The organism is Pseudomonas sp. TMW22089, from assembly GCF_022496645.1.
Lineage (GTDB): Bacteria > Pseudomonadota > Gammaproteobacteria > Pseudomonadales > Pseudomonadaceae > Aquipseudomonas > Aquipseudomonas paraversuta.
The window spans coordinates 20467-42294 of sequence record NZ_SCFG01000005.1 but is presented as its reverse complement, the minus strand read 5'-3'; the positions used below and the strand labels follow the sequence as shown (position 1 = coordinate 42294).

The window sequence follows — 21828 nt, the reverse complement described above, 5'->3', positions numbered from 1 at the left end:
CGAGTGAACGCGACATTCCCGGGAAGCTCGCTCCTGCAGTGCCGGGTCGGACCAGCTTGCAAGGTGGAGCAATTCCCTCCGTGCACAGGAACGAAAACCTGCCCCTGATCAAACCAAATGCTAATCCCTCTTATTTCAATTCACCTTCCCTGATAAACTTTGCGCCCTCGATTTTGCTCGCTGATCTGGACGCTTGATGCCTTCGCTGCCTCTTCGCCTGTCTCTGCTGCTATTGGCCCTGGGCCTTGGCGGCTGTGATGATGCCCCGCGTTTTACCCAACCCGAGCCCGGTGAATCCCGCTCCGGCGGGGATACGACAGTGGGTAAAGCCGATCGAAATGCGTTCTCCATGCCCTCCGCCAACCTTTCGCCAAGCCGGCGTCTGGATTTCAGTGTCGGCAACAGTTTCTTTCGCAGCCCCTGGGTCATAGCCCCCTCCACCACCACCGCCCGTGACGGCCTGGGCCCGCTGTTCAATACCAATGCCTGTCAGAACTGCCATATCAAGGACGGTCGCGGCCACCCTCCTGCGCCGGACGCCGTCAACTCGGTGTCCATGCTGGTACGCCTGTCGATTCCCGATCAACCCGCCTATGCCAGGTTGATCGAGCAGACCGGCGTAGTGCCGGAACCGGTTTATGGCGCTCAGTTGCAGGACATGGCCGTGCCCGGCGTTGCCCCCGAAGGCAAGGTGCGGGTCGAATACCAGCCGGTGCTGGTACATTTCAAGGACGGCACGGCAGTCGAGCTGCAAAAACCGACACTGAGAATCACCCAGCTCGGTTATGGCCCGATGCACCCGGACACCCGTTTCTCGGCACGCGTTGCACCGCCGATGATTGGCCTGGGTTTGCTTGAGGCCATCCCCGAAGAGGCGATTCTGGCCAATGCCAACACAGGTGACGGGGTTGCCGGACGTCCGAACCGGGTCTGGGATGATGCGCAACAAAAGACTGTTCTGGGGCGCTTTGGCTGGAAAGCCGGTCAACCGAACCTCAATCAACAAAACGTTCACGCCTTTTCTGGTGATATGGGGCTCACCACGTCCCTGAGACCCGTTGATGACTGCACCCCGGCCCAAACTGACTGTCTTCAAGCCCCCAACGGCAATGGCCCGGATGGCGAGCCAGAGGTCAGTGACAACATTCTGCGGCTCGTCGAGTTCTATACCCGCAACCTCGCCGTGCCTGCACGACGGGATGTCGGCTCGCCCCAGGTGCTGGCCGGCAAAAACCTGTTTTACCAGGCAGGCTGTGCGTCGTGCCATACGCCGACGTTCACCACCTCGGCCAACGCCGCTGAACCCGAACTGGCCAACCAGGTGATTCACCCTTACAGCGACCTGTTGCTCCACGATATGGGCGACGGTCTGGCCGACAACCGCACAGAGTTCGCCGCCTCCGGGCGCGACTGGCGCACCGCGCCACTGTGGGGTATAGGTCTGACCCGAACAGTCAGTGGACACACCCGGTTTTTGCACGATGGACGTGCACGCAACCTGCTCGAAGCCGTGCTCTGGCACGGTGGTGAGGCCGAACCGGCCAGACAGCAGGTGCTGCAATTCGATGCCGGGCAGCGCGCAGCGTTGCTGGCGTTCCTGAACTCTCTTTAACGCCTTACAAGATCGGGGACCCCGACATGTTTCGACCCAAGCTTTTGTTCACCAGCCTTGCCGCGATCGCTCTGGCCGCATGCTCGCCACAAGACCCGCAAGCCGTCACCTCGGCGGCGATTGCCAAACAGGTGATTTTGCCGACCTACAGCCGCTGGGTCGATGCCGACCGCCAACTGGCCGTCAGTGCCCTGGCCTTCTGCCAGGGCAAAGAAACACTGGAAACCGCCAGGGCTGACTTCTTGCACGCGCAAAAAGCCTGGGCCGAGCTGCAACCCTTGCTGATCGGTCCGCTGGCCGAAGGTAATCGCTCGTGGCAGGTCCAGTTCTGGCCGGACAAGAAAAACCTGGTCGGACGTCAGGTTGAGCAACTGGTGGTAGCCCAGCCCCAGATCGATGCCGATGCCCTGGCCAAGTCCAGCGTTGTGGTGCAAGGCCTGTCAGCCTACGAATACATTCTGTTCGACAGCAATATCGACCTGGCTGATGCTGCACAAAAAGCCCGTTACTGCCCGTTGTTGAGTGCCATTGGCGAACGCCAGAAACAACTGGCCGAAGAGATTCTGGCCAGTTGGAACAGCACCGACGGCATGCTCGCGCAAATGACCAAGTTCCCTAACCAGCGCTATGCCGACTCCCACGAGGCCATTGCTGATCTGTTGCGGGTACAGGTCACGGCACTCGATACCCTGAAGAAAAAGCTCGGCACCCCGATGGGCCGCCAGAGCAAGGGCATCGCCCAGCCATTCCAGGCCGACGCATGGCGCAGCCAGTCATCGCTGCAAAGCCTGGCTGCCAGCCTCGCTGCCGCCCAGACCGTCTGGGTCGGGGTCGACAACCAAGGCTTGCGTGGCTTGTTGCCTGCTGAGCAAAAGCCGTTGGCTGACAAGATCGACGCTGCCTATGCCGCTTCGCTCAAGCTGTTCAATGACAACCAGCGTTCGCTCAATGAATTGCTGGCTGACGACGCAGGTCGCGCCCAGCTGGACGCCATCTACGACAGCCTGAACGTGGTTCACCGCCTGCACGAAGGCGAACTGGCCAAGGCCCTGGGCATTCAGCTGGGCTTTAACGCCAACGACGGCGACTGATGAAAGAGGGGTCGATGATGCGCAGGCAAGCTCTCAAGCTCGGTGGTTTACTACTGAGCGCCGTCACGTTGGGCGGCTGGTCACTGTTTAAACAAAAAGGCCAGAGCCCGCTGCTGTTGAGTGCCCGTGACGATGTGGACGGCAATCACTTTGCCGTCGGCTATCGGCTGGACGGCACTCAGGTGTTCAGCACCCGGGTCGGCCAGCGCTGCCATGACATCATCAATCACCCTTCGCTGCCCATTGCGCTGTTTGTCGCGCGGCGCCCCGGCACCGAGAGCTACCTGATCAACCTTGCAGACGGGCAGTTGCTACAAACCCTGACATCGCTGCCCGATCGACATTTTTACGGCCATGCGGTGATCCATAAAGACGGCGAATGGCTCTACACCACTGAAAATGACACCACCGACCCGGGACGTGGCTTGCTGGGGGTTTATCGCTTTGCAGACGGGCGCTTGGTTCACAGTGGCGAAATCCCGACCCACGGCGTTGGCCCGCATCAGGTGTCGTGGATGCCCGACGGCGAGACGCTGGTGGTGGCCAACGGCGGGATTCGTACCGAGGCCGAAAGCCGGATCGAGATGAATCTGAATGCGATGGAGCCCAGCCTGGTCCTGATGCAGCGCGACGGGACGTTGCTGAGCAAAGAGACCTTGAGCCAGCAGATGAACAGCGTGCGCCATCTTGCAATTGCAACTGACGGCACCATCGTTGCGTGTCAGCAATTCATGGGCGAGGCCCACACATTGTCCGAATTGCTGGCGATCAAGCGTCCTGGTCAGCCCTTCGAACCCTTCCCGGTGGCAGAGCAGCAACTGCGTGCCATGGGCCATTACACGGCCAGTGTGGCGGTACACAGCGGGTTGCGGCTGGTTGCATTGACCGCTCCGCGGGGCAACCGGTTCTTTGTCTGGGATCTGGACAGCGGTGACTTGCGCCTCGATGCGCCGTTACCCGATTGCGCCGGGGTGGCTGCGGTAGAGGATGGCTTTGTGGTTACATCCGGTCAGGGTCGTTGCCGTTTCTATGACTGCCGCCAGAGTGAGCTGACAGCCAAACCGCTGGATTTGCCATCAGGGCTGTGGGACAACCATTTGCATGTGATGTAAATCCAGAGCCCCATGACTCAAGGTCCCGGGGCCCCTGGCACAGCCTGCGGCTTCAGCCCTGGGATTTCATGCCCTGGGCCATGCCAAACATGAACAGCAACAGGTCGTGATCTGGCGTCGCTACGCTCGCCACTTTCGCAACTCGCGGTAGCGGGCAACTGGCCCCGCTGACTGCACCGCTGAATACCTGGGGCTTGGGCTGCTCCCAGGCGGCCAGCGCCACAGAAGCAATGGCCAGAGCGACCAGTAGAAACAAACCTCGTGCTATTTCTCTCTTCATCACCGTAAACCTTTGATGGCGCTGCCAAACACCTTCTCGTAAAAGTAGATCAATTTGTTCCAGTCGGCGGCATTCCACGACGAGTGGCGACGCAGTTGCTTGAGATCGTGGGAGGCAGCTTTGTGCGGAGTCAGGCGTTGCCGGCTTTTTTCAAGGTCCAGCAGGGCGATGTCGACCACGGCACTTTCACCGTCTGCGGTGACCCGTACGAAGACGTGCTTGGGGTACAGGCAACCATGCTGCCAACGTCCCAGATGCATGCGCGCCAGGGTATGGGCAATGGCTTCCAGCACCCGCTCATGGATCGCTTCACCATGGCGTTCACGCCCACCGGCGGCGTACCAGTTGTCAATTTCGATAAAGCCGTCAAGGGCTGCGGTCACCAGCAGTGCGCGCCATTGACGGTCTGCACCCTGTTTTGCCCCGCAGTACACCAACTCGGGTACCCCCACCGCCAAACCCTGCATGGCCAGCAGTGCATCACGCTCACGCAATACCGTCGGCCGGCCCAGCGGGTAACGCCAGCTACGGTAGGTATGACCGACCTGGCGTTTGGCATAAAGCAATCGTCCACCGGCATCGCGAATTCGCTGCACACCACTCTCACCGCCGCGACGCTGATTCGGCTCCTCGACCCACTCGCCTTGCTGCTGCCAGTAGTACTCGAAGCGGTCTTCAGTTGCAGCTTGGGGTGGAGATACAAATTCAACGGCCATGGGTTACCTCTTGCGTAATATGTAAACCCGCCACATCGCATACAGCGGGATAAAATCCAAATGATTCTGAACAACGAACCCGGCTTTTTTAAACTCGGCTTCAACAGTCACCGCCGGTAACACAAAACGATTCTGATACCCGTCCGACCCGCCATCGGCTTCACGCTGACGTTGCAGGCGGTTGCGTTTCCAGGCTTTGAAATTGCCATCGACCCACAGCGAAATGATCACACTGTCCCGGCTGACACGGTGAAACTCCCGTAACAGAGCCATCCGGTGACTTGCATCACCAATGTGGTGCAGCAGGCGCATGCTGAAAATACTGTCGACCGCGTTATCTGGCAGATCGATATCAAATGCAGATGTCTGCAAACGCCGTACCCGTTTGACCACTTGCGCAGGCTGTGCCTTCGATGCCACTTCCAGCATGGATGCAGAGTAATCCGCACCAATGATTTCGCGGTTGGTCTTTTCGGCCAGCAACGGCCAGAAACGCCCTGCGCCACAAGGAAGATCCAGTACCAGGCCCGGCTCGCCGGCCAATGCCAGGGCCTTGCGCGCCAACTGCTCATCACGCTTGTGCGAAAGCCGTCGGGCGAGCCCGTCCTGATGTTTTTCCAGGTACTCGGCGGCGTGCTTTTGATCGTACTTTTCAGAAAACTTGAGTTTGATTGTGGAGCTCATGACGGCTCTCCTGAAGCGTGTAAGCGCTACCTTAATCAGGAGAACGTATGCATCAGGTCATCACCGGGTGAAAATTTCGTGCCTTGGCCCGATCAGACGTTACAGGGTTTTACAGACCACCAATAATGGCTCTGGGCCACTTCAAAAACTAAACCCTGAAAGGGGAATGGCCAGCAGGACGCTGGCCATGGCAGGACATATCAGACATCAACCGGGTTCAATTCAACGTGAAAGCGGCACCCGTTGGGCTCCATGGTGGTCAGCGTTACCCGCCAGCCCTGGCTGTCACAGATCCGTTGCACCAGCGACAGCCCCAACCCCAGCCCTTCCCCGCGTTTTTCGCTGCCCCTTACAAAAGGCTGGAACATGGCCTGGCGTTTTTCTTCGGGAATCCCCACACCGCTGTCTTCCACCACAAATCCGGTGGGCTCGAGACTCAACCGGATGAAACCGGTGTCGGTGTAATGCAGGGCATTTCGTAGCAAGTTGCCCATGACGGCGTGCAGGAAGGTCGCGTTATAACGGGTATCCAGTGGCTGCCCCGGATCGTAGATCAGGGTCAGGCCCTTGGCTTCAATGGGGCCGCGCCACAAACTGATCAGGCCTTCGGCCACGGTAGTGAGGGTCACTTTCGGCGACATGCTGGCATCTTCGTGCTGAGCCCTGGCCAGCATCAGGAAGGTCTGTACCAGCTCGCGCATTTCTTCACAGGCGCGCGAGATTCGCTCGACTTGCGAGCGGCTGCGCGGGTCCAGCGCCGGATTTTCCAGCAAAAGCTCGCACGAACTGGCCAGTACCATCAGCGGGGTACGCAACTCATGGCTGACATCGCTGGTGAACAGCCGCTCACGGGTCAGGGTGTCGCGCAGGCGCCCCAGGGTAGCGTCGAACGCCACCGCCAACTCGCCCACTTCATCGGCCGCATAGTCCGGCGCCAAAGGCGGAGCCAGGCCCAGCAACTGATCACGATGACGCACCTGGCGCGCCAGGCGCACCACGGGGGCCATGACCCTGCGGGCCAGAATCCAGCCTAAAAAGACCGCCAGGGCCAATGCCAGTACAAAACCGACCACGACCACGGCAAACAACACGCGCTCACGTTCTTCGAAATCACTTTGGTCCTGCAGCAATACATAGCGCCGACCGTCAACCACTTCGACCATGGCGTGGTACGACAGCTGGTCGCGAAACACTTCATGAAAACCCGGATCAAGATGGCGCAGGTCTTTGGGCAAAGCGAAATCGCCGCGCCCGCCACTGTAATAAAACAGCTGGTCAGGCTCCGGTCGATGGTTCCAGTCGGCAATATTGTCCATCAACAACAGGCGTTGCAGGTCGCCGCCCAGGCCCGCTGAAATGAGTTTTTCTTCGACCAGGTGAACGGTGGCAACAATGCCCAGGGCGAATGTACCTGCCACCAGCGCACTCATGAGTGCGAAGGCAATGATGATCCGCTGGGCAAGGCTTTGCTTAAACTCCATCACGACTCTCGGCGAGGCGGTAGCCGACACCATGTACGGTTTGCAATAACGGCTTGTCGAACGGCTTGTCGATCACCTGACGCAACTGGTGCACATGGCTGCGCAGGCTGTCGCTGTCAGGGCAGTCATCGCCCCACAAGGCCTCTTCCAGCACTTCACGGCGCAACACGTGGGGGCTTTTCTGCATTAATACGGCCAGCAACTTGAGCCCCACCGGGTTGAGCTTGAGCAGGCGCCCTTCGCGGGTTACTTCAAGGGTATCGAGGTCGTATTTCAGATCGCCCACTTGCAGCTCGCGTCGCCCGCCCCCCTGAGCCCGGCGCAATACTGCTTCAATGCGTGCCGCCAGTTCCGACAAGGCAAAGGGTTTGAGCAGGTAGTCATCGGCGCCGGACTTGAAGCCCTGCAGGCGGTCGTCGAGCTGGTCGCGGGCGGTGAGCATGATCACCGGAGTATCGCGTCGCGCATCTTCACGCAAGCGCTTGCACAAGGTGTAACCGTCGATCCCGGGCAACATGATGTCGAGCACGATAAGGTCGTAATGCTCGGTGGCCGCCAGATGCAGACCTGACAAACCGTCCTGCGCGCAGTCAACGGTATAGCCCTTAAGCCCCAGGTAGTCCGCCAGATTGGCAAGGATATCGCGGTTGTCTTCAACCAGTAGAACTCTCATGGGCACTTTCTCCGTACGCAGTTACGACCGTCTTGGCCCGCGCAGCTTAAGTCTTAGCACGACCGAGAGCCAGCGCTGCAAGACCATCACTCTATTTAGTTGAAGAACGCCCAAATCTGACATTTTTTTTACTCACGGTTCACAAAGCCAATACAGTGGCGCCCGCACACTCACGCCCCCAACGGGTTTAAGGAAAAACACTAATGCGTCTGCTGTCCACCGCGCCAATGCGCTATCTGCTTCTGTTGACAGGCTGTTGGCTGGCGACCTTTTTAATCACCCGAGGCGTCTTGCTGTTCACCCATTTGGGCGAGGCTGGTAATAGCTGGTTGCCGGTGTTTGGCATTGGCCTGCTCTACGATCTGGGATTTTTGACCTACGCCGCCTTGCCGCTGGGTCTGTATTTGTTGCTGTGCCCGCCCGCCCTGTGGCGCCGTCGTGGTCATCGCTGGTTCCTGCAAGGCCTGCTGACCGTGAGCCTGTTCGCCATGCTGTTCACCGCAGTGGCCGAATTCCTGTTCTGGGACGAGTTCGGTGTGCGCTTTAACTTTATCGCCGTGGATTACCTGGTTTACTCCGATGAAGTGCTGAATAACGTGCTGGAGTCGTATCCGATCGGCCTGCTGCTCAGTGCCATCGGCGTCGCGGCCATTGTTCTGAGTGTTGCCTTGCGCAAACCGTTCAATGCCGCCATGAATGCCCCGCTGCCCACCTTTCGCGCTCGCCTGGCAACCTTCGCCGGTTTGCTGCTGGTGGCAGGCTTGAGCCTGCAGTTGCTTGATCAGGACGGCCCGCGCGGCCAGGGCGGCAACGCCTATCAGCACGAACTGGCGAGCAACGGCCCGTACCAGTTCTTCGCCGCATTCCGTAACAACGAACTGGACTACCAGCAGTTCTACGCCAGCCTGCCTGCCGACGTGGTCGCCAGACAGCTGCGCACCGAGCTCACGGAACCCAATGCCACATTTGTCGGCAAGGACCCGCTGGATATCCGGCGCAACATCGACAACCCGGGGACTGCGCGCCAGCCAAACATTGTGCTGGTGACCATCGAAAGCCTGAGCGCCAAGTACCTGGGCAGCAATGGTGACGGCCGCAACCTGACCCCGAACCTGGATCAGTTGCGCAAAGAGAGCCTGTACTTCAATAACTTCTATGCCACCGGTACCCGTACCGATCGGGGCCTGGAAGCCATTACCCTGGCCATTCCTCCTACCCCGGGCCGCTCCATCGTCAAGCGTATCGGTCGTGAAAGCGGCTTTGCCAGCCTTGGCCAGCAACTCAATGCCGTGGGCTATGACAGCGTGTTCGTCTATGGCGGCCGCGGGTATTTCGACAACATGAACGCATTTTTCAGCGGCAACGGTTACCGCGTGGTTGACCAAAGCAGCGTCAATGAAGCCGATATCCACTTCAAAAATGCGTGGGGCATGGCTGACGAAGACCTGTACCGCGAAACCCTGAAGCTGGCCGATGCCGATTACGCCCGGCAAAAGCCGTTTTTACTGCAGTTGATGACCACCTCCAACCATCGTCCTTATACCTATCCAGAAGGCCGTATCGACATCAAGTCGGGTAACGGTCGCGACGGTGCGGTGAAATACACCGACTACGCCATCGGCCAGTTCCTCAAGGATGCCCGCCAAAAGCCGTGGTTCGACAACACGATCTTCATTTTCGTGGCTGACCACACGGCAGGCAGCGCCGGCAAGGAAGACTTGCCCATTACCAACTACCAGATCCCGCTGTTTATCTATGGGCCAAAATTCATAGAAGCCCGCGAGAGCGCACAACTGGCCAGCCAGATCGACCTGGCTCCGACCTTGCTCGGCTTGCTGAACATGGACTATCAGTCGACCTTCTTTGGCCGCAACCTGCTGCAGGAAAACCCTCTGCCACCCCGCGTGGTAGTGGGTAATTACCAGCATCTGGGCTTGTTCGACGGCAAGGACCTGGCGATTCTCAGCCCGCGCCAGGGCCTGCGCCGTCACGACGAAGCACTGACTGCCAGTATTGAATCCCGGGTACCGGCCACCGATCCGTTGATTGAGCGTGCGATCACCTACTACCAGGTCGCCAGCTACGGCTACAAGCAGCAGTTGCTGAGCTGGAAACCGGTGTTCGCAGCACCGCTGCAGATCTCGCAGAAGTAACCATTTCCCTGCAGGAGCGAGCTTTTAAGGCTCGCTCCTGCAAGGTTCAACTGTTTCTTCAGACACAAAAAAGCCCCGCCTGATTACTCAGGCGGGGCTTTTGCGTTTCGGGGTAAAGCCGGCTTACATCATGCCGCCCATACCACCCATGCCGCCCATGTCTGGCATACCGCCGCCAGCTGCCTTGTCGTCCTGGATCTCAGCGATCATCGCCTCGGTGGTGATCATCAGGCTGGCAATCGAAGAAGCTGCCTGCAGAGCCGAACGAGTCACTTTGGCCGGGTCAAGGATACCCATTTCGATCATGTCGCCGTATTCGCCAGTGGCTGCGTTGTAACCGTAGTTACCCGAACCCTGCTTCACTTTGTCGACAACTACGCTTGGCTCGTCGCCGGAGTTGGCAACGATCTGGCGCAGAGGTGCTTCAACAGCACGACGCAGCAGAGCGATACCTACGTTCTGATCAGCGTTGTCGCCTTTCAGGTCAGCGATTGCTTGCAGAGCGCGAACCAGTGCCACGCCACCGCCAGGTACCACGCCTTCTTCAACGGCTGCACGGGTAGCGTGCAGGGCGTCTTCAACGCGGGCTTTCTTCTCTTTCATTTCTACTTCGGAACCAGCGCCAACCTTGATCACTGCAACGCCGCCGGACAGCTTGGCCAGACGCTCTTGCAGTTTTTCACGGTCGTAGTCGGACGAAGTGTCAGCTACCTGGGCACGGATCTGAGTCACGCGAGCCTGGATGTCTGCTTCAACGCCAGCACCGTCGATAACGGTGGTGTTTTCTTTGGTTACGGTTACGCGCTTGGCATTACCCAGGTGTTCCAGGGTAGCGCTTTCCAGGCTCAGACCGATCTCTTCGGAGATAACGGTACCGCCAGTCAGAACAGCGATGTCCTGCAGCATTGCCTTGCGACGGTCACCAAAGCCAGGTGCTTTAACAGCAACGACTTTAACGATACCGCGCATGTTGTTCACAACCAGAGTCGCCAGGGCTTCGCCTTCAACGTCTTCGGAAACGATCAGCAGCGGACGGCCGGCTTTGGCAACAGCTTCCAGAACTGGCAGCAGTTCACGGATGTTGGAGATTTTTTTGTCGACCAGAAGGATCAGCGGACCGTCGAGCTCGGCAGTCATGGTTTCTGGTTTGTTGACGAAGTACGGGGACAGGTAGCCACGGTCAAACTGCATGCCTTCGACTACAGACAGTTCGTTTTCCAGGCCCGAGCCTTCTTCAACAGTGATCACGCCTTCTTTACCGACTTTTTCCATGGCTTCGGCAATGATGTCGCCGATGGAGCTGTCGGAGTTGGCAGAGATGGTACCTACCTGAGCGATTGCCTTGCTGTCAGCGCATGGCTTGGCCAGGGTTTTCAGCTCTTTGACAATGGCGATGGTCGCCTTGTCGATGCCGCGTTTCAGGTCCATCGGGTTCATGCCGGCAGCGACGGCTTTCAGGCCTTCGTTGACGATCGACTGAGCCAGAACGGTTGCAGTGGTAGTACCGTCGCCTGCGTCATCGTTAGCACGGGAAGCAACGTCTTTAACCAGCTGCGCGCCCATGTTTTCGAAACGGTCTTTGAGTTCGATTTCTTTGGCAACAGAAACGCCGTCCTTGGTGATGGTCGGAGCGCCGAAGCTCTTCTCGATGATCACGTTACGGCCTTTAGGACCCAGGGTCGCTTTTACTGCGTCAGCCAGGACGTTTACACCGGCGAGCATTTTTTTGCGGGCGGAATCACCAAATTTAACTTCTTTAGCAGCCATGTTCGTTCTTCCTTAAATACTTTGTAGTAACGGGAAAAGGAGCGGGAGATCAGCCTTCGATTACAGCGAGAATCTCGTTCTCAGCCATAACCAGCAGGTCTTCGCCGTCGACTTTTACAGTGTTGCTGCCGGAGTAAGGGCCGAACACAACCTTGTCACCCACTTTCACAGCCAGCGCACGTACTTCACCGTTGTCCAGAACGCGACCAGTACCCACGGCAATGATTTCACCGCTGTTGGCTTTTTCGGCAGCTGAACCCGGCAGAACGATACCGCCAGCGGTTTTCTTTTCTTCTTCGCTGCGACGGATTACGACGCGGTCATGCAGAGGACGAAGCTTCATTGTCGATCTCTCCTAATTGTGGTGTTCATCGGCCGATGTTAAAACCGGCGGGGTTTGCAAGTCCGGAAATGCCGGGTGCGATTCGCTCAAAGGTGCCTGCTGTTGCCAGCAAAACCCTGCGGTGTCCGTTACATAAGGGCGTATCAACTGATTACAAGGGCACGCCAATGAAATTTTTAGCCCTGTGTAATCCCTGAAAACAAACACGGCACCCAGGGTGCCGTGTGGAAAACGTCAAAACCTTACTTGTCGCGATGTTCGAACTCGCCTTCAATCACGTTCGGCTCACGGCCCAGGGGCTGGTGTGTACCGGGTCGGCTCTGCGCTGCAAATTCATCGGCAAATGCACGCTGACGGATGGCCTGTTCCTCTGCACGCTTGCGCAGACGGTTAACCAGAAAACGACGCACCGGCGGGAACAGCAGCAACAGACCCGCGATGTCACTGATGAAGCCCGGGAGCACCATCAGGCCGCCACCCAGAGCCAGCATCAGGCCTTCCAGCATTTGCTGGGCCGGCAACTCGCCACGACTCAGGCTTTCACGGGCCCTCAGGGCTGTGGCCAAACCTGCAACGCGTACCACCAGAACACCCAGCATGGAGCCGGCAATGATCAGCAACAACGCCGGGAAAAACCCTATAGCGGTGCTGACCTTGAAAAAGACGTACAGCTCTAGCACTGGAAACAACAGAAAGAGCAATAGAAAAGCGCGCATCGAATGATTCCTCTCCGGAAGAATATCTTCCAACCCAGCTTAGATGACGGCGCGCCTTCCTGAATTCAAGGCTATGCCGTCTGTTTTTTCGGCCACTCCTGCGCGCGGGCCAGAAAAACCAAGGCTTCGCGTACTTGTGTCGAAGTATTGCAGGTTTCTGCAAAGCCCAGCCAGTAAAGGCCGTCACCAATACGCAAGTGCATGCCTTCGCTGTCGATACCGACCATCTGCGCCGGTTCGGTGCGGGGCAGCCCTGCCAGTTCGACGTAATGCGCAATGGCACTGGCATGGTCACTGTTCATATGCTCAATCATCCGTTGCTCGGCGGCTCCGGCAAAGGGGTTGGGCAAAGTCACCTGGTCGAGCCAGTGAATGGCGCCAAAACCGCCGATATAACGGTGGCGTACCGGGTTCAACACCCAAAAGTCGAAAGCGTGAGCGGTGTCATAGCTGCGCGACTCGGGGAAGTAGCGGTAGTAACGCTCGGCGGCGGCTTCAATGGCCTCGGCCCCGGTCAATTGCTCGGCTTCGGCCAAACAGGTCAGTCGACCGACCGCCTGAACGTCTTCAGCGCCCCGCTCGCCCACCATCAGCGAGCACTTGGGATCCTTGCGCAAGTTGTGGGTGTGCTGGGCAATCCGGCTGATCAGGATCAGCGGCCGGCCCTGTTCGTCCAGGCAGTAAGGCACCACTGACCCGAAGGGAAATCCCGGCATGGCTTTGGAGAGGGTGGACAAGGCGCCACGGTATTCCTTGAGCAGTAATTCTCGGGCATGCTTGGCAGCTTGAACGCTCAACTTGTGACTCCTTAATAAAAAATCCGCCGAAAACGGACGAGTTCAGGGCGCATTTCAAAGGCCTGCGAGGACTCACTCTGATTTGCTGCCGAGGGCTGTTATGCAACTGAAAGACAAAGTAATCATTATCACTGGCGGTTGCCAAGGACTTGGTCGTGCCATGGCCGAGTATCTGGCGGCCAAGGGCGCCAGACTGGCGCTGGTTGACCTGAACCCGGAAAAACTCGAACTGGCCGTGGCAGCTTGCCAGGCTCAGGGCGTCGAGGCCCGGGCCTACCTGTGCAATGTCGCGGACGAAGAGCAGGTTACCCGGACCGTTACCCAGATTGCAGAAGACTTTGGTGCGATCAACGGCCTGATCAATAACGCCGGGATCTTGCGCGACGGCCTGTTGCTGAAGGTCAAGGACGGCGTCATGACCAAGATGAGTCTGGCGCAATGGCAGGCGGTAATCGACGTCAACCTGACCGGGGTTTTCCTGTGCACCCGTGAGGTGGCGGCAAAAATGATCGAGCTGAACCAGCAGGGCGTGATCATCAATATCTCGTCGATCTCGCGCGCAGGTAACGTCGGGCAAACCAACTACTCTGCGGCCAAGGCCGGGGTAGCGGCTGCGACAGTCACCTGGGCCAAGGAACTGGCGCGGTACGGCATTCGCGTTGCCGGAATTGCCCCCGGCTTCATCGAAACCGAAATGACCCTGGGCATGAAACCCGAAGCCCTGGAAAAAATGACTGCCGGCATTCCCCTCAAGCGCATGGGCAAAGTCGAAGAAATCGCCCATTCGGCGGCCTACATCTTTGAGAACGACTATTACAGCGGGCGGATTCTGGAGCTCGATGGCGGTCTGCGCATCTAACTTGCTCCGCCTGCTGCAGGAGGCCCGCTTGCTCGCTCAGGCATTAGAGCAAGCGGGTTATCCGTATCGCCGGCAAGCCGGCGCCCACTGCCTGGCCCAGCGCTCAGACAATCACCAGGTCACGCCAAAACCCGCGCTGTAGCGGGTTTTGTTGAGCGTATTGTCATTGCCCCCACCGCTACCGATCAGATCTTTTTCAGCCTTGAGGTTTAACGAAGCCCACTCGGTGACTTTGTAACGCAGGCCGATTTCGGCATCCAGGCTGTAATCCGAAGCGCCTTCCAGAGGCTTGCCCAACTCTCCGTTGGTGAAGAGCGAAACCGTTTTGCCCAACAGAAAGCGGTTGTAGTCCCACTTCATGGCCAATGAGTAGAAGTTGTCCTTTTGACCGTCGGAGTATTCATAGTCAGTGCGGTTCAACAGTGAACCCAGGGAGAAAGACCCCAGCTCGTCATCCCAGAACTGGTAGCCCGGGCCAGTACCCACAGTGCGCTGGCGGGAAATGTCTTCCACTTTGTCTCTTTTGTAGGTCAGCCGGCCTTGCCAGTACCATTTTTCGTCAATGAAATGGTCAAGGGCATATTCGGCGCTCCAGTTATCGGTGGTCACCACGTCGTTCTGGAACTCGCGGTTGTACTCACCTTCGGCATGGTGACGCCAGGCCCCATGGCGGGCAGTGGTCTTGAAGTCGATGTCGTAGTCGTCGGTCTTTTTCTCGGCACGCTTGTAGTCCAGCGCGACATCGACGTTACCCTTCCAGACCAGATCTTCAATCACTGGCTTGGGCTTGATGATCTGCTCGATGCTGGACAGTTCTACCGTTTTCGGAGCTTCTCCGTTGGCCAGGGTGACCTTGCCGTCCCCTGCCGCCGTTAGCGACTTGGCCTTCTCGCCAACATAAGCATCCTGCTTGACCAGCAATTCCTGATCGCTTTCCAGGGTTTTGACTTGCTTCCAGTCAACGGGAATAGTCCCTGCGTATTCGGTCTGAATGAGCAACTTGCCACCATCAAACACTTTGATCTTGCCGCTCAGGCGGTCACCATTTTTCAACCACACTGTATCGGCAAGCAAAGGCGTAGACACATTCAAGACAGCAAGGCATAACAGGGTTCTGGACAACATAAGCAGATGCGAAACTCAGATTTGCGAAAAAGTGCCGGCATTATCCTGATGGACACACCCCAGGCAAAGAAAGACCGGATGTATCCCCTGTAGTTCATTTCCCGGGATCGATGAACAAAGCATCTGCTTTATTTTTTAAGGTCCTGTCACTGAATCCGGTTCACCTATGAGTACAGCCACCAGCCACCAGCCATCCCCCGCCGAAATCCGCCGTACGGCGTTGTATTCGACACTCATGCAGGTTCCCCCGGGTTATGTGGTGACCTATGGCCAGCTCGCCGAACTGGCGGGCCTGGGCCGGGCGGCACGCTGGGTGGGGCGCACGCTCAGCCAGCTGCCCGAAGGTTCCCGCCTGCCCTGGCACCGGGTACTGGCCGCCGGGGGGCGCATCAGTTTGCCAGCAGGTAGCCCCTCAGGTGATGAGCAGCGGGCGCGTTTGCGCAGCGAAGGCCTGATGATTGTGAATAGTCGGGTGGATTTACAACGCCATGGCTGGCGCCCGATAGAGCACTACGGTTAGAGTGCGCCCTTTGATTCCGCAATCAGAGGCAGACTCGAGTCCATGCCCCGTAAAACCTGGCGCGAAGCGCTAGCTGCCTATTCCAGCCCCTCAACCCTTGTACTGTTGCTGCTCGGTTTTGCCGCCGGTTTACCGTACATGCTGGTGTTTTCAACGCTTTCTGTCTGGTTGCGCGAAGCCGGTGTGGCTCGGGAAACTATTGGCTATGCAAGCCTGATCGGTCTGGCATACGCCTTTAAATGGGTGTGGTCGCCGCTGCTCGATCAATGGCGCCTGCCGCTCCTCGGAAAACTTGGCCGACGCCGCTCATGGCTGGTGTTGTCCCAGACCCTGGTGATCCTCGGCCTGATCGGCATGGGCTTTTGCGACCCGCAAAAACATCTTTCCTGGCTGATTGCCATTGCTGTTGTCGTGTCGTTCGCGTCTGCCACCCAAGACATTGCCGTGGACGCCTACCGCCTGGAAATTGCCGACGACAGCCGTCAGGCCGCGCTGGCAGCCAGCTACATGTCCGGTTACCGGGTGGCGGCCTTGCTGGCCACTGCTGGCGCCCTGTTTTTTGCCGAAGGTTTCGGTTCAACGGGCTTCAACTATAAGCACTCCGCCTGGACCGGCACCTATGTGCTCTTCGGCCTGCTGATGGTTCCGGCGCTGCTGACCACCTTTTTCATGCGCGAACCACCGGTACCACTACGCACCCAGCTGCAGGCAGGACGTTATAGCTTTGGTCACCAGCTGGCGTCGGTTTTTGTCCTGATCGTGCTCCTGGTCTCGGTTCCGGCGATGTTCACCCAGCTCTATAACACCGACTTTGCCGGGGTATTGTTTGAAGGCGTGAGCCCGATCAACCTGGTACTCGAAGACCGGGCTTTCCTGCGTGCCATCCTCTACACCCTGCTCACTGTGCTCTGCCTGTCGTCCATAGGCCGGCGCGGACTCGCGCCGGTGCTGACACCGGTCAACGACTTTATCCTGCGGTATCGCTGGCAAGCCTTTCTGCTGCTTGGGCTGATCGCCACCTATCGCATGTCGGACACCGTCATGGGGGTCATGGCCAACGTTTTCTACATCGACCAAGGGTTCACCAAGGATCAGATCGCAGGCGTGAGCAAGATTTTCGGCCTGATCATGACCCTGGTTGGCGCCGGCATGGGCGGCTTGCTGATCGTGCGGTTCGGCATCTTGCCGATCCTGCTGATTGGCGGTGCGGCTTCGGCAGGCACCAACCTGCTGTTTATGCTGCTGGCCGACATGGGCCCCAACCTGCAGATGCTGGTTGTCACCATTTCACTGGACAACTTCAGCTCCGGCCTGGCGACTTCGGCATTCGTGGCGTACCTGTCGAGCCTGACCAACCTCAAGTTTTCCGCCACCCAATACGCCCTGCTCAGCTCAATCATGCTGCTGCTACCGCGTCTGATGGGCGGTTATTCAGGGGTCCTGGTGGAAAAGTTCGGTTATCACAACTTCTTCATCATCACTGCCGTCATGGGGGTCCCCACCCTGCTGCTGATCAGTCTGCACTGGTATCAGGAAAGCCGCCGGGCACGCCTCAACCCCCCGGTAAATCTCGAAAAAGTCCCGTAACAGCCCGGGGGATTCCAGCTCCCCCGTCCGCCCTGTACGCCAACCCATCTCGGCCGTACAATGCCCAGTCATTTCTAGTCATCAGCACGGCAACGACTAACCATGCGCACCAGTCAATATTTGCTCGCCACACAGAAAGAAACGCCTTCCGACGCGGTCGTTATCAGCCATCAGCTGATGCTGCGCGCCGGCATGATTCGCAAACTTGCTTCCGGCCTGTACACCTGGCTGCCCATGGGCCTGCGGATCATGCGCAAGGCCGAAGCCATTGTTCGCGAAGAAATGAACGCAGCCGGCGCTCTCGAAGTGCTGATGCCGAGCATTCAACCGGCTGAGTTGTGGCAGGAATCCGGCCGCTGGGAAGAGTACGGTCCCGAGTTGCTGCGCCTCAAGGATCGCCACGGCCGCGAATTCTGCGTGGGCCCGACCCACGAAGAAGTCATCACCGATCTGTGCCGCAACGAGCTGAACAGCTATAAACAGTTGCCGATCAACCTGTACCAGATCCAGACCAAGTTCCGTGACGAAATCCGTCCGCGCTTCGGTTTGATGCGCGGCCGCGAATTCATCATGAAGGACGCCTACTCGTTCCATGCCGACAACGCTTCGCTGCAGGTCACCTATGACCGCATGCACCAGGCCTACTGCAATGTATTCACCCGTCTGGGCCTGAACTTCCGCCCGGTCGAGGCTGACAACGGCTCCATCGGCGGTGCCGGCTCCCACGAATTCCACGTGCTGGCCGAGTCTGGCGAAGATGACATCGTGTTCAGCAATGCTTCGGACTACGCGGCCAACATTGAAAAAGCCGAAGCCATCCCGACTGAAACCTCGCGCGCGGCAGCCACCGAAGAACTGCGCCTGGTCGACACGCCTGACGCCAAGACCATTGCTCAACTGGTTGAAGGCTACAACCTGGCGATCGAGAAAACCGTCAAGACCCTGATCGTTCACGCTGCCGAAGAAGGCAAACTGATCGCACTGGTCATTCGCGGCGATCACGAGCTGAACGAAATCAAGGCCGGTAACCATCCGCTGGTGGCCAGCCCGCTGACCATGGCTTCGGACGCAGAATTGCGTGACGCCATTGGCGCAGGCGCAGGCTCCCTGGGCCCGTTGAACCTGCCACTGCCATGCATCATTGATCGTTCGGTCGAGCTGATGAGCGACTTCGGCGTCGGTGCCAACATCGATGACAAGCACTACTTCGGCGTGAACTGGGAGCGCGATCTGCCTGTACCTACCGTTGCCGACCTGCGCAACGTGGTGGCTGGCGACCCGAGCCCGGACGGCAAAGGCACGCTGGAAATCAAACGCGGTATCGAAGTCGGTCACATCTTCCAGCTGGGCACCAAGTACAGCGAAGCGATGAAGTGCCAGGTACTGGGCGAGAACGGCAAGCCCGTGACATTGGCAATGGGCTGCTACGGCATTGGGGTTTCCCGTGTGGTCGCTGCTGCCATCGAGCAGAACAACGACGAGCGCGGCATTATCTGGAGCGATGCCCTGGCACCTTTCCAGGTGGCACTGGTACCACTGCGCTATGAAACCGAAGCCGTTCGCGAAGCGACTGACAACCTTTACGCCCAACTCACGGCCGCCGGTTTTGAAGTTCTGCTGGACGACCGCGACAAGAAAACCAGCCCTGGCATCAAGTTCGCCGACATGGAACTGATCGGTATTCCGCACCGGATCGTCGTCAGTGACCGTGGCCTGGCCGAAGGCAACCTGGAATACAAGAGCCGTACCGAAGCAGAAGCGCAAGCCCTGCCCGTTGCCGATGTCCTTGCATTCCTTCAGGCGCGCATCAGCCGCTGACTCCAGATAGAGACGTCATGTTCAATCGAAACACCCTGACCCTCGGGGGCGCCGCCATGTGCGGCGCCCTGCTGCTGAGCGGCTGTGCCAATCACATGTCGCAACGCAGCGAACACGAGGAGCGCATCGAGCGCAAACTACTGGCCCACAGCCTGCAGATTGATGTCGGTTCACCTTCGGTGCTGGAGCTGCCGCAACGCCGTGTGCGCATCAACGAACAAAAGACTTTTGAAGTCACTGAGTTCGATGTCACCCGTCATTACGACCGCTACACGCCCTATCAGCCCTGGCGCGAGATCTATGAAGTGCCACTGGGTGCGGTGGCGATTGTCGCCGGGGTGGGCGCCAATGTGCTGAACGTGTTCATGTTTGGGCAACTGCCTGACAGCGTGACCAAAGACTGGATCAACTACGGTTTCGCCGGCGTGAACCCGGCGATGAACGTACAGTCCCACGGTCGCGCCGAGCAGAACCTGGCAGGGATCGAGGATAATCAGCGCGACAAGCGCCTGGAATATTCGAGCCTGCCATGGGCTGAGCGTCCGGTGGTGGTAAAAGCCGGCAAACAGACCCACGAACTCACCACCGACCGCAATGGCGTGTTGCGCCTCAACCTGCTGGACAGCCCTTTTGCCGAGCAGGACCTGAATCACATCGGCAAATTGACCATCATGGTTGAGGATGCCCAGGACGAGACCCACTCGGACTCGACCCTGTCGATCAGCAGTGGCCTGCGCGGAAAGCTGCTGGAAGCGCACAACTTGATCTACGACGACCTTGAGGGTGACGACGTCAACCAATGGGTGCATCGGGTCAAGCGCCTGTCGGAACTGGGTCTGGAAGAAGAAGCCAGCGAACTGGAACAAAGCCTGATCGAACTCACCCGTAACGATCCCGAGTTACAACGTGAATTCCTTCAATCCTTGACCAAAAATGCCGGTCGGCTGGTAGCTGATCCCGGGATCAGCTAACGCCTGAACAGCTCCAGCTGTTCAAACCCGTTGTTCAAGTCCTGCAAACGCACACCAAGCCCGAGCAATCGAACGGGCTTGGAACCGCGTGCAAATGCCTGACTCAATAAATCCTGGTAACTCTCAAGATCAAGCCCCGCACCGGACTGCTCCAGTGTGGTCTGGGTGAAATCGTGAAATTTCACTTTAACGAACGGCTTGCCGGGACGATAACTGCTGTCGATGCGGGCAATGCGTCCATTAAGGGTCGCGAGCAGCTCGGGGAGTTTGCTTAGACAGCTGGCCAGATCAGGCAAATCCGTATCGTAGGTATTTTCAACACTGACCGACTGACGTCGGCTGTCGCTCTGCACCAGACGCTCATCTATCCCGCGTGCCAAGCCCCACAATCGCTCACCGAAACTACCGAATTCACGCACCAGCGCCAGCTTGTTCCAGTCCCGCAATTGCAGGCAGGTTTCAATCCCCAGCCGTCCAAGCTTGTCGGCCGTGACTTTGCCCACCCCATGCAGCTTATTGACCGGCAACGCCGAGACAAAATCCTCGACCTGATCCGGAGTGATCACGAATAGTCCGTTGGGTTTCTTCCAGTCACTGGCGATCTTGGCCAGGAATTTATTGGGCGCCACACCGGCAGACACGGTGATGTGCAACTGGTTGGACACACGGCGCCGGATATCCTGGGCGATACGCGTAGCGCTGCCGGCAAAATGCGGACTGTCAGACACATCCAGATAGGCCTCATCCAGCGACAGCGGCTCAATCAGCTCGGTGTAATCACGCAGGATGCCGTGTATCTCTCTGGAGGCTTCTTTATAGGCATCCATCCTGCCATTGACGATGACCAGATCCGGACACAATTTCAGTGCATGTCTGGACGCCATCGCCGAACGCACGCCAAAAGCCCGCGCTTCATAGTTACAGGTAGAAATAACCCCACGATGGTCAGCCGAGCCGCCGACTGCCATGGGCTTGTTCGCCAGACTCGGATCATCACGCATTTCAATAGCGGCGTAGAAACAGTCACAGTCGACATGGATGATTTTGCGCTGAGTCATGTAGGGCGGTGTTCTTTATAGGGTAGGCAATACAGAAGGTCAGTATGTCACCGGGAACTGTATATAGCACCAGTAGTGTGGATTCTCCCCGACAGGCGTGGAAAATACCGCTCATGAATTTGTTTTTCTAATCGAATTACACCCTCTAATAGAGCTGGACCCCATACGCTACCTGCCCTGTAGCCGTTTTTATAACCCGCACTTTTATCTAAGCGATTGAACCAGAACACTTTTTTCTAAATTAAGGTTTGACAGCCCAGCGTATCGCTGTAGAATCCACCCCACAGACGCGGGATGGAGCAGTCTGGTAGCTCGTCGGGCTCATAACCCGAAGGTCGTCGGTTCAAATCCGGCTCCCGCAACCAAACATCAAAGAAGGCTACTCGAAAGAGTGGCCTTTTTTGTGCGCGCCTGTTTTATGACCCGCCGCACAAAGAGCGATCTGCTCGCGACAACCTCTCCCCT

At 58.0% G+C, this 21828-nt stretch carries 20 protein-coding genes and 1 tRNA gene; 10 read left to right on the top strand and 11 right to left on the bottom strand.

Translation table 11 applies throughout. From position 1 onward, the window contains the following. Nucleotides 1–196: 196 nt before the first annotated feature. From EQV90_RS06810 to EQV90_RS06800, 3 genes are read left to right on the top strand one after another with little or no spacing between them, the layout of a single operon-like run. The gene (locus EQV90_RS06810) at nt 197–1612 is read left to right on the top strand and encodes a di-heme oxidoredictase family protein (protein ID WP_240877922.1); all 1416 of its coding nucleotides are present in this window, start codon (nt 197–199) and stop codon (nt 1610–1612) included. 26 nt (nt 1613–1638) lie between these two features. Then, a complete protein-coding gene (locus EQV90_RS06805; protein ID WP_161718195.1) occupies nt 1639–2703 on the top strand; it encodes an imelysin family protein in 1065 nt (354 codons plus the stop codon). A 14-nt stretch (nt 2704–2717) separates the two neighbouring features. Beyond that, complete coding sequence (locus EQV90_RS06800; protein WP_161718197.1) at nt 2718–3815, top strand: DUF1513 domain-containing protein; 1098 nt, start codon at nt 2718–2720, stop codon at nt 3813–3815. Nucleotides 3816–3867: 52 nt separating this feature from the next. Here EQV90_RS06800 and EQV90_RS06795 read toward each other — a convergent pair whose 3' ends face one another. From EQV90_RS06795 to colR, 5 genes are all read right to left on the bottom strand, one after another. Then, a complete protein-coding gene (locus EQV90_RS06795; protein WP_003442952.1) occupies nt 3868–4095 on the bottom strand; it encodes a hypothetical protein in 228 nt (75 codons plus the stop codon). Then, on the bottom strand, nt 4095–4811 hold the full coding sequence (locus EQV90_RS06790; protein WP_003442953.1) for a lipopolysaccharide kinase InaA family protein: 717 nt from the start codon (nt 4809–4811) through the stop codon (nt 4095–4097). Before EQV90_RS06790 ends, EQV90_RS06795 begins: the two co-directional genes overlap by 1 nt. Before the next feature lie 3 nt (nt 4812–4814). Then, nucleotides 4815–5495, bottom strand: a complete 681-nt coding sequence (locus EQV90_RS06785; protein ID WP_003442955.1) for a class I SAM-dependent methyltransferase — start codon at nt 5493–5495, stop codon at nt 4815–4817. A gap of 200 nt (nt 5496–5695) precedes the next feature. Next, complete coding sequence (locus tag EQV90_RS06780; protein ID WP_003442958.1) at nt 5696–6976, bottom strand: HAMP domain-containing sensor histidine kinase; 1281 nt, start codon at nt 6974–6976, stop codon at nt 5696–5698. Then, a complete protein-coding gene (colR, locus tag EQV90_RS06775; RefSeq protein WP_003442961.1) occupies nt 6966–7649 on the bottom strand; it encodes a two-component system response regulator ColR in 684 nt (227 codons plus the stop codon). The genes EQV90_RS06780 and colR overlap by 11 nt, the downstream gene beginning before the upstream one ends. A 203-nt stretch (nt 7650–7852) precedes the next feature. On the opposite strand from colR, the gene EQV90_RS06770 reads away from it, so the two are divergent. Further along, on the top strand, nt 7853–9802 hold the full coding sequence (locus tag EQV90_RS06770; protein ID WP_003442971.1) for an LTA synthase family protein: 1950 nt from the start codon (nt 7853–7855) through the stop codon (nt 9800–9802). A gap of 123 nt (nt 9803–9925) precedes the next feature. Here EQV90_RS06770 and groL read toward each other — a convergent pair whose 3' ends face one another. From groL to EQV90_RS06750, 4 genes are all read right to left on the bottom strand, one after another. After that, entirely contained in the window at nt 9926–11569 is a 1644-nt protein-coding gene (gene groL / locus EQV90_RS06765) for a chaperonin GroEL (RefSeq protein WP_003442974.1), read from the bottom strand. Nucleotides 11570–11618: 49 nt separating this feature from the next. Beyond that, nucleotides 11619–11912: a co-chaperone GroES gene (locus tag EQV90_RS06760; protein WP_003442977.1), complete on the bottom strand. Its 294-nt coding sequence runs from the start codon at nt 11910–11912 to the stop codon at nt 11619–11621. Nucleotides 11913–12154: 242 nt separating this feature from the next. Next, nucleotides 12155–12628 carry an FxsA family protein gene (locus tag EQV90_RS06755; protein WP_003442984.1) on the bottom strand — a complete coding sequence of 158 codons (474 nt, stop codon included), beginning with the start codon at nt 12626–12628 and terminating at the stop codon, nt 12155–12157. A 71-nt stretch (nt 12629–12699) separates the two neighbouring features. Further along, on the bottom strand, nt 12700–13425 hold the full coding sequence (locus EQV90_RS06750; protein ID WP_240877921.1) for a HugZ family protein: 726 nt from the start codon (nt 13423–13425) through the stop codon (nt 12700–12702). 100 nt (nt 13426–13525) lie between these two features. Here EQV90_RS06750 and EQV90_RS06745 point away from each other — a divergent pair, with 100 nt between their 5' ends. Then, nucleotides 13526–14284 carry an SDR family oxidoreductase gene (locus EQV90_RS06745; RefSeq protein WP_240877920.1) on the top strand — a complete coding sequence of 253 codons (759 nt, stop codon included), beginning with the start codon at nt 13526–13528 and terminating at the stop codon, nt 14282–14284. A gap of 111 nt (nt 14285–14395) precedes the next feature. Here EQV90_RS06745 and EQV90_RS06740 read toward each other — a convergent pair whose 3' ends face one another. Beyond that, complete coding sequence (locus EQV90_RS06740) at nt 14396–15409, bottom strand: DUF481 domain-containing protein (RefSeq protein WP_003442992.1); 1014 nt, start codon at nt 15407–15409, stop codon at nt 14396–14398. A gap of 166 nt (nt 15410–15575) precedes the next feature. Here EQV90_RS06740 and EQV90_RS06735 point away from each other — a divergent pair, with 166 nt between their 5' ends. The 4 genes from EQV90_RS06735 to EQV90_RS06720 all read left to right on the top strand — a co-directional run bounded on the left by EQV90_RS06735 (nt 15576) and on the right by EQV90_RS06720 (nt 20305). Then, nucleotides 15576–15929 carry an MGMT family protein gene (locus tag EQV90_RS06735; RefSeq protein WP_003442993.1) on the top strand — a complete coding sequence of 118 codons (354 nt, stop codon included), beginning with the start codon at nt 15576–15578 and terminating at the stop codon, nt 15927–15929. A gap of 42 nt (nt 15930–15971) precedes the next feature. After that, nucleotides 15972–17516, top strand: coding sequence for an AmpG family muropeptide MFS transporter (locus tag EQV90_RS06730; RefSeq protein ID WP_160626883.1), 1545 nt, complete (start codon nt 15972–15974; stop codon nt 17514–17516). 102 nt (nt 17517–17618) lie between these two features. Then, nucleotides 17619–19334, top strand: a complete 1716-nt coding sequence (locus EQV90_RS06725; protein ID WP_003442995.1) for a proline--tRNA ligase — start codon at nt 17619–17621, stop codon at nt 19332–19334. A gap of 17 nt (nt 19335–19351) precedes the next feature. Next, complete coding sequence (locus EQV90_RS06720; RefSeq protein ID WP_160626881.1) at nt 19352–20305, top strand: hypothetical protein; 954 nt, start codon at nt 19352–19354, stop codon at nt 20303–20305. On the opposite strand, the gene dinB is transcribed toward EQV90_RS06720, so the two are convergent. Further along, the gene (gene dinB / locus EQV90_RS06715; protein ID WP_003443002.1) at nt 20302–21363 is read right to left on the bottom strand and encodes a DNA polymerase IV; all 1062 of its coding nucleotides are present in this window, start codon (nt 21361–21363) and stop codon (nt 20302–20304) included. The two genes, EQV90_RS06720 and dinB, sit on opposite strands and share 4 nt — an antisense overlap. A gap of 288 nt (nt 21364–21651) precedes the next feature. On the opposite strand from dinB, the gene EQV90_RS06710 reads away from it, so the two are divergent. Then, nucleotides 21652–21728, top strand: a tRNA-Met gene (locus tag EQV90_RS06710). Nucleotides 21729–21828: the final 100 nt, after the last annotated feature.

Excerpts from the sequence above, each read along its gene's own strand:
- EQV90_RS06810 (WP_240877922.1), top strand. The coding sequence starts at position 197 with ATGCCTTCGCTGCCTCTTCGCCTGTCTCTGCTGCTATTGGCCCTGGGC.
- EQV90_RS06805 (WP_161718195.1), top strand. The coding sequence starts at position 1,639 with ATGTTTCGACCCAAGCTTTTGTTCACCAGCCTTGCCGCGATCGCTCTG.
- EQV90_RS06800 (WP_161718197.1), top strand. The coding sequence starts at position 2,718 with ATGATGCGCAGGCAAGCTCTCAAGCTCGGTGGTTTACTACTGAGCGCC.
- EQV90_RS06795 (WP_003442952.1), bottom strand. The coding sequence starts at position 4,095 with ATGAAGAGAGAAATAGCACGAGGTTTGTTTCTACTGGTCGCTCTGGCC.
- EQV90_RS06790 (WP_003442953.1), bottom strand. The coding sequence starts at position 4,811 with ATGGCCGTTGAATTTGTATCTCCACCCCAAGCTGCAACTGAAGACCGC.
- EQV90_RS06785 (WP_003442955.1), bottom strand. The coding sequence starts at position 5,495 with ATGAGCTCCACAATCAAACTCAAGTTTTCTGAAAAGTACGATCAAAAG.
- EQV90_RS06780 (WP_003442958.1), bottom strand. The coding sequence starts at position 6,976 with ATGGAGTTTAAGCAAAGCCTTGCCCAGCGGATCATCATTGCCTTCGCA.
- colR (WP_003442961.1), bottom strand. The coding sequence starts at position 7,649 with ATGAGAGTTCTACTGGTTGAAGACAACCGCGATATCCTTGCCAATCTG.
- EQV90_RS06770 (WP_003442971.1), top strand. The coding sequence starts at position 7,853 with ATGCGTCTGCTGTCCACCGCGCCAATGCGCTATCTGCTTCTGTTGACA.
- groL (WP_003442974.1), bottom strand. The coding sequence starts at position 11,569 with ATGGCTGCTAAAGAAGTTAAATTTGGTGATTCCGCCCGCAAAAAAATG.
- EQV90_RS06760 (WP_003442977.1), bottom strand. The coding sequence starts at position 11,912 with ATGAAGCTTCGTCCTCTGCATGACCGCGTCGTAATCCGTCGCAGCGAA.
- EQV90_RS06755 (WP_003442984.1), bottom strand. The coding sequence starts at position 12,628 with ATGCGCGCTTTTCTATTGCTCTTTCTGTTGTTTCCAGTGCTAGAGCTG.
- EQV90_RS06745 (WP_240877920.1), top strand. The coding sequence starts at position 13,526 with ATGCAACTGAAAGACAAAGTAATCATTATCACTGGCGGTTGCCAAGGA.
- EQV90_RS06740 (WP_003442992.1), bottom strand. The coding sequence starts at position 15,409 with ATGTTGTCCAGAACCCTGTTATGCCTTGCTGTCTTGAATGTGTCTACG.
- EQV90_RS06735 (WP_003442993.1), top strand. The coding sequence starts at position 15,576 with ATGAGTACAGCCACCAGCCACCAGCCATCCCCCGCCGAAATCCGCCGT.
- EQV90_RS06730 (WP_160626883.1), top strand. The coding sequence starts at position 15,972 with ATGCCCCGTAAAACCTGGCGCGAAGCGCTAGCTGCCTATTCCAGCCCC.
- EQV90_RS06725 (WP_003442995.1), top strand. The coding sequence starts at position 17,619 with ATGCGCACCAGTCAATATTTGCTCGCCACACAGAAAGAAACGCCTTCC.
- EQV90_RS06720 (WP_160626881.1), top strand. The coding sequence starts at position 19,352 with ATGTTCAATCGAAACACCCTGACCCTCGGGGGCGCCGCCATGTGCGGC.
- dinB (WP_003443002.1), bottom strand. The coding sequence starts at position 21,363 with ATGACTCAGCGCAAAATCATCCATGTCGACTGTGACTGTTTCTACGCC.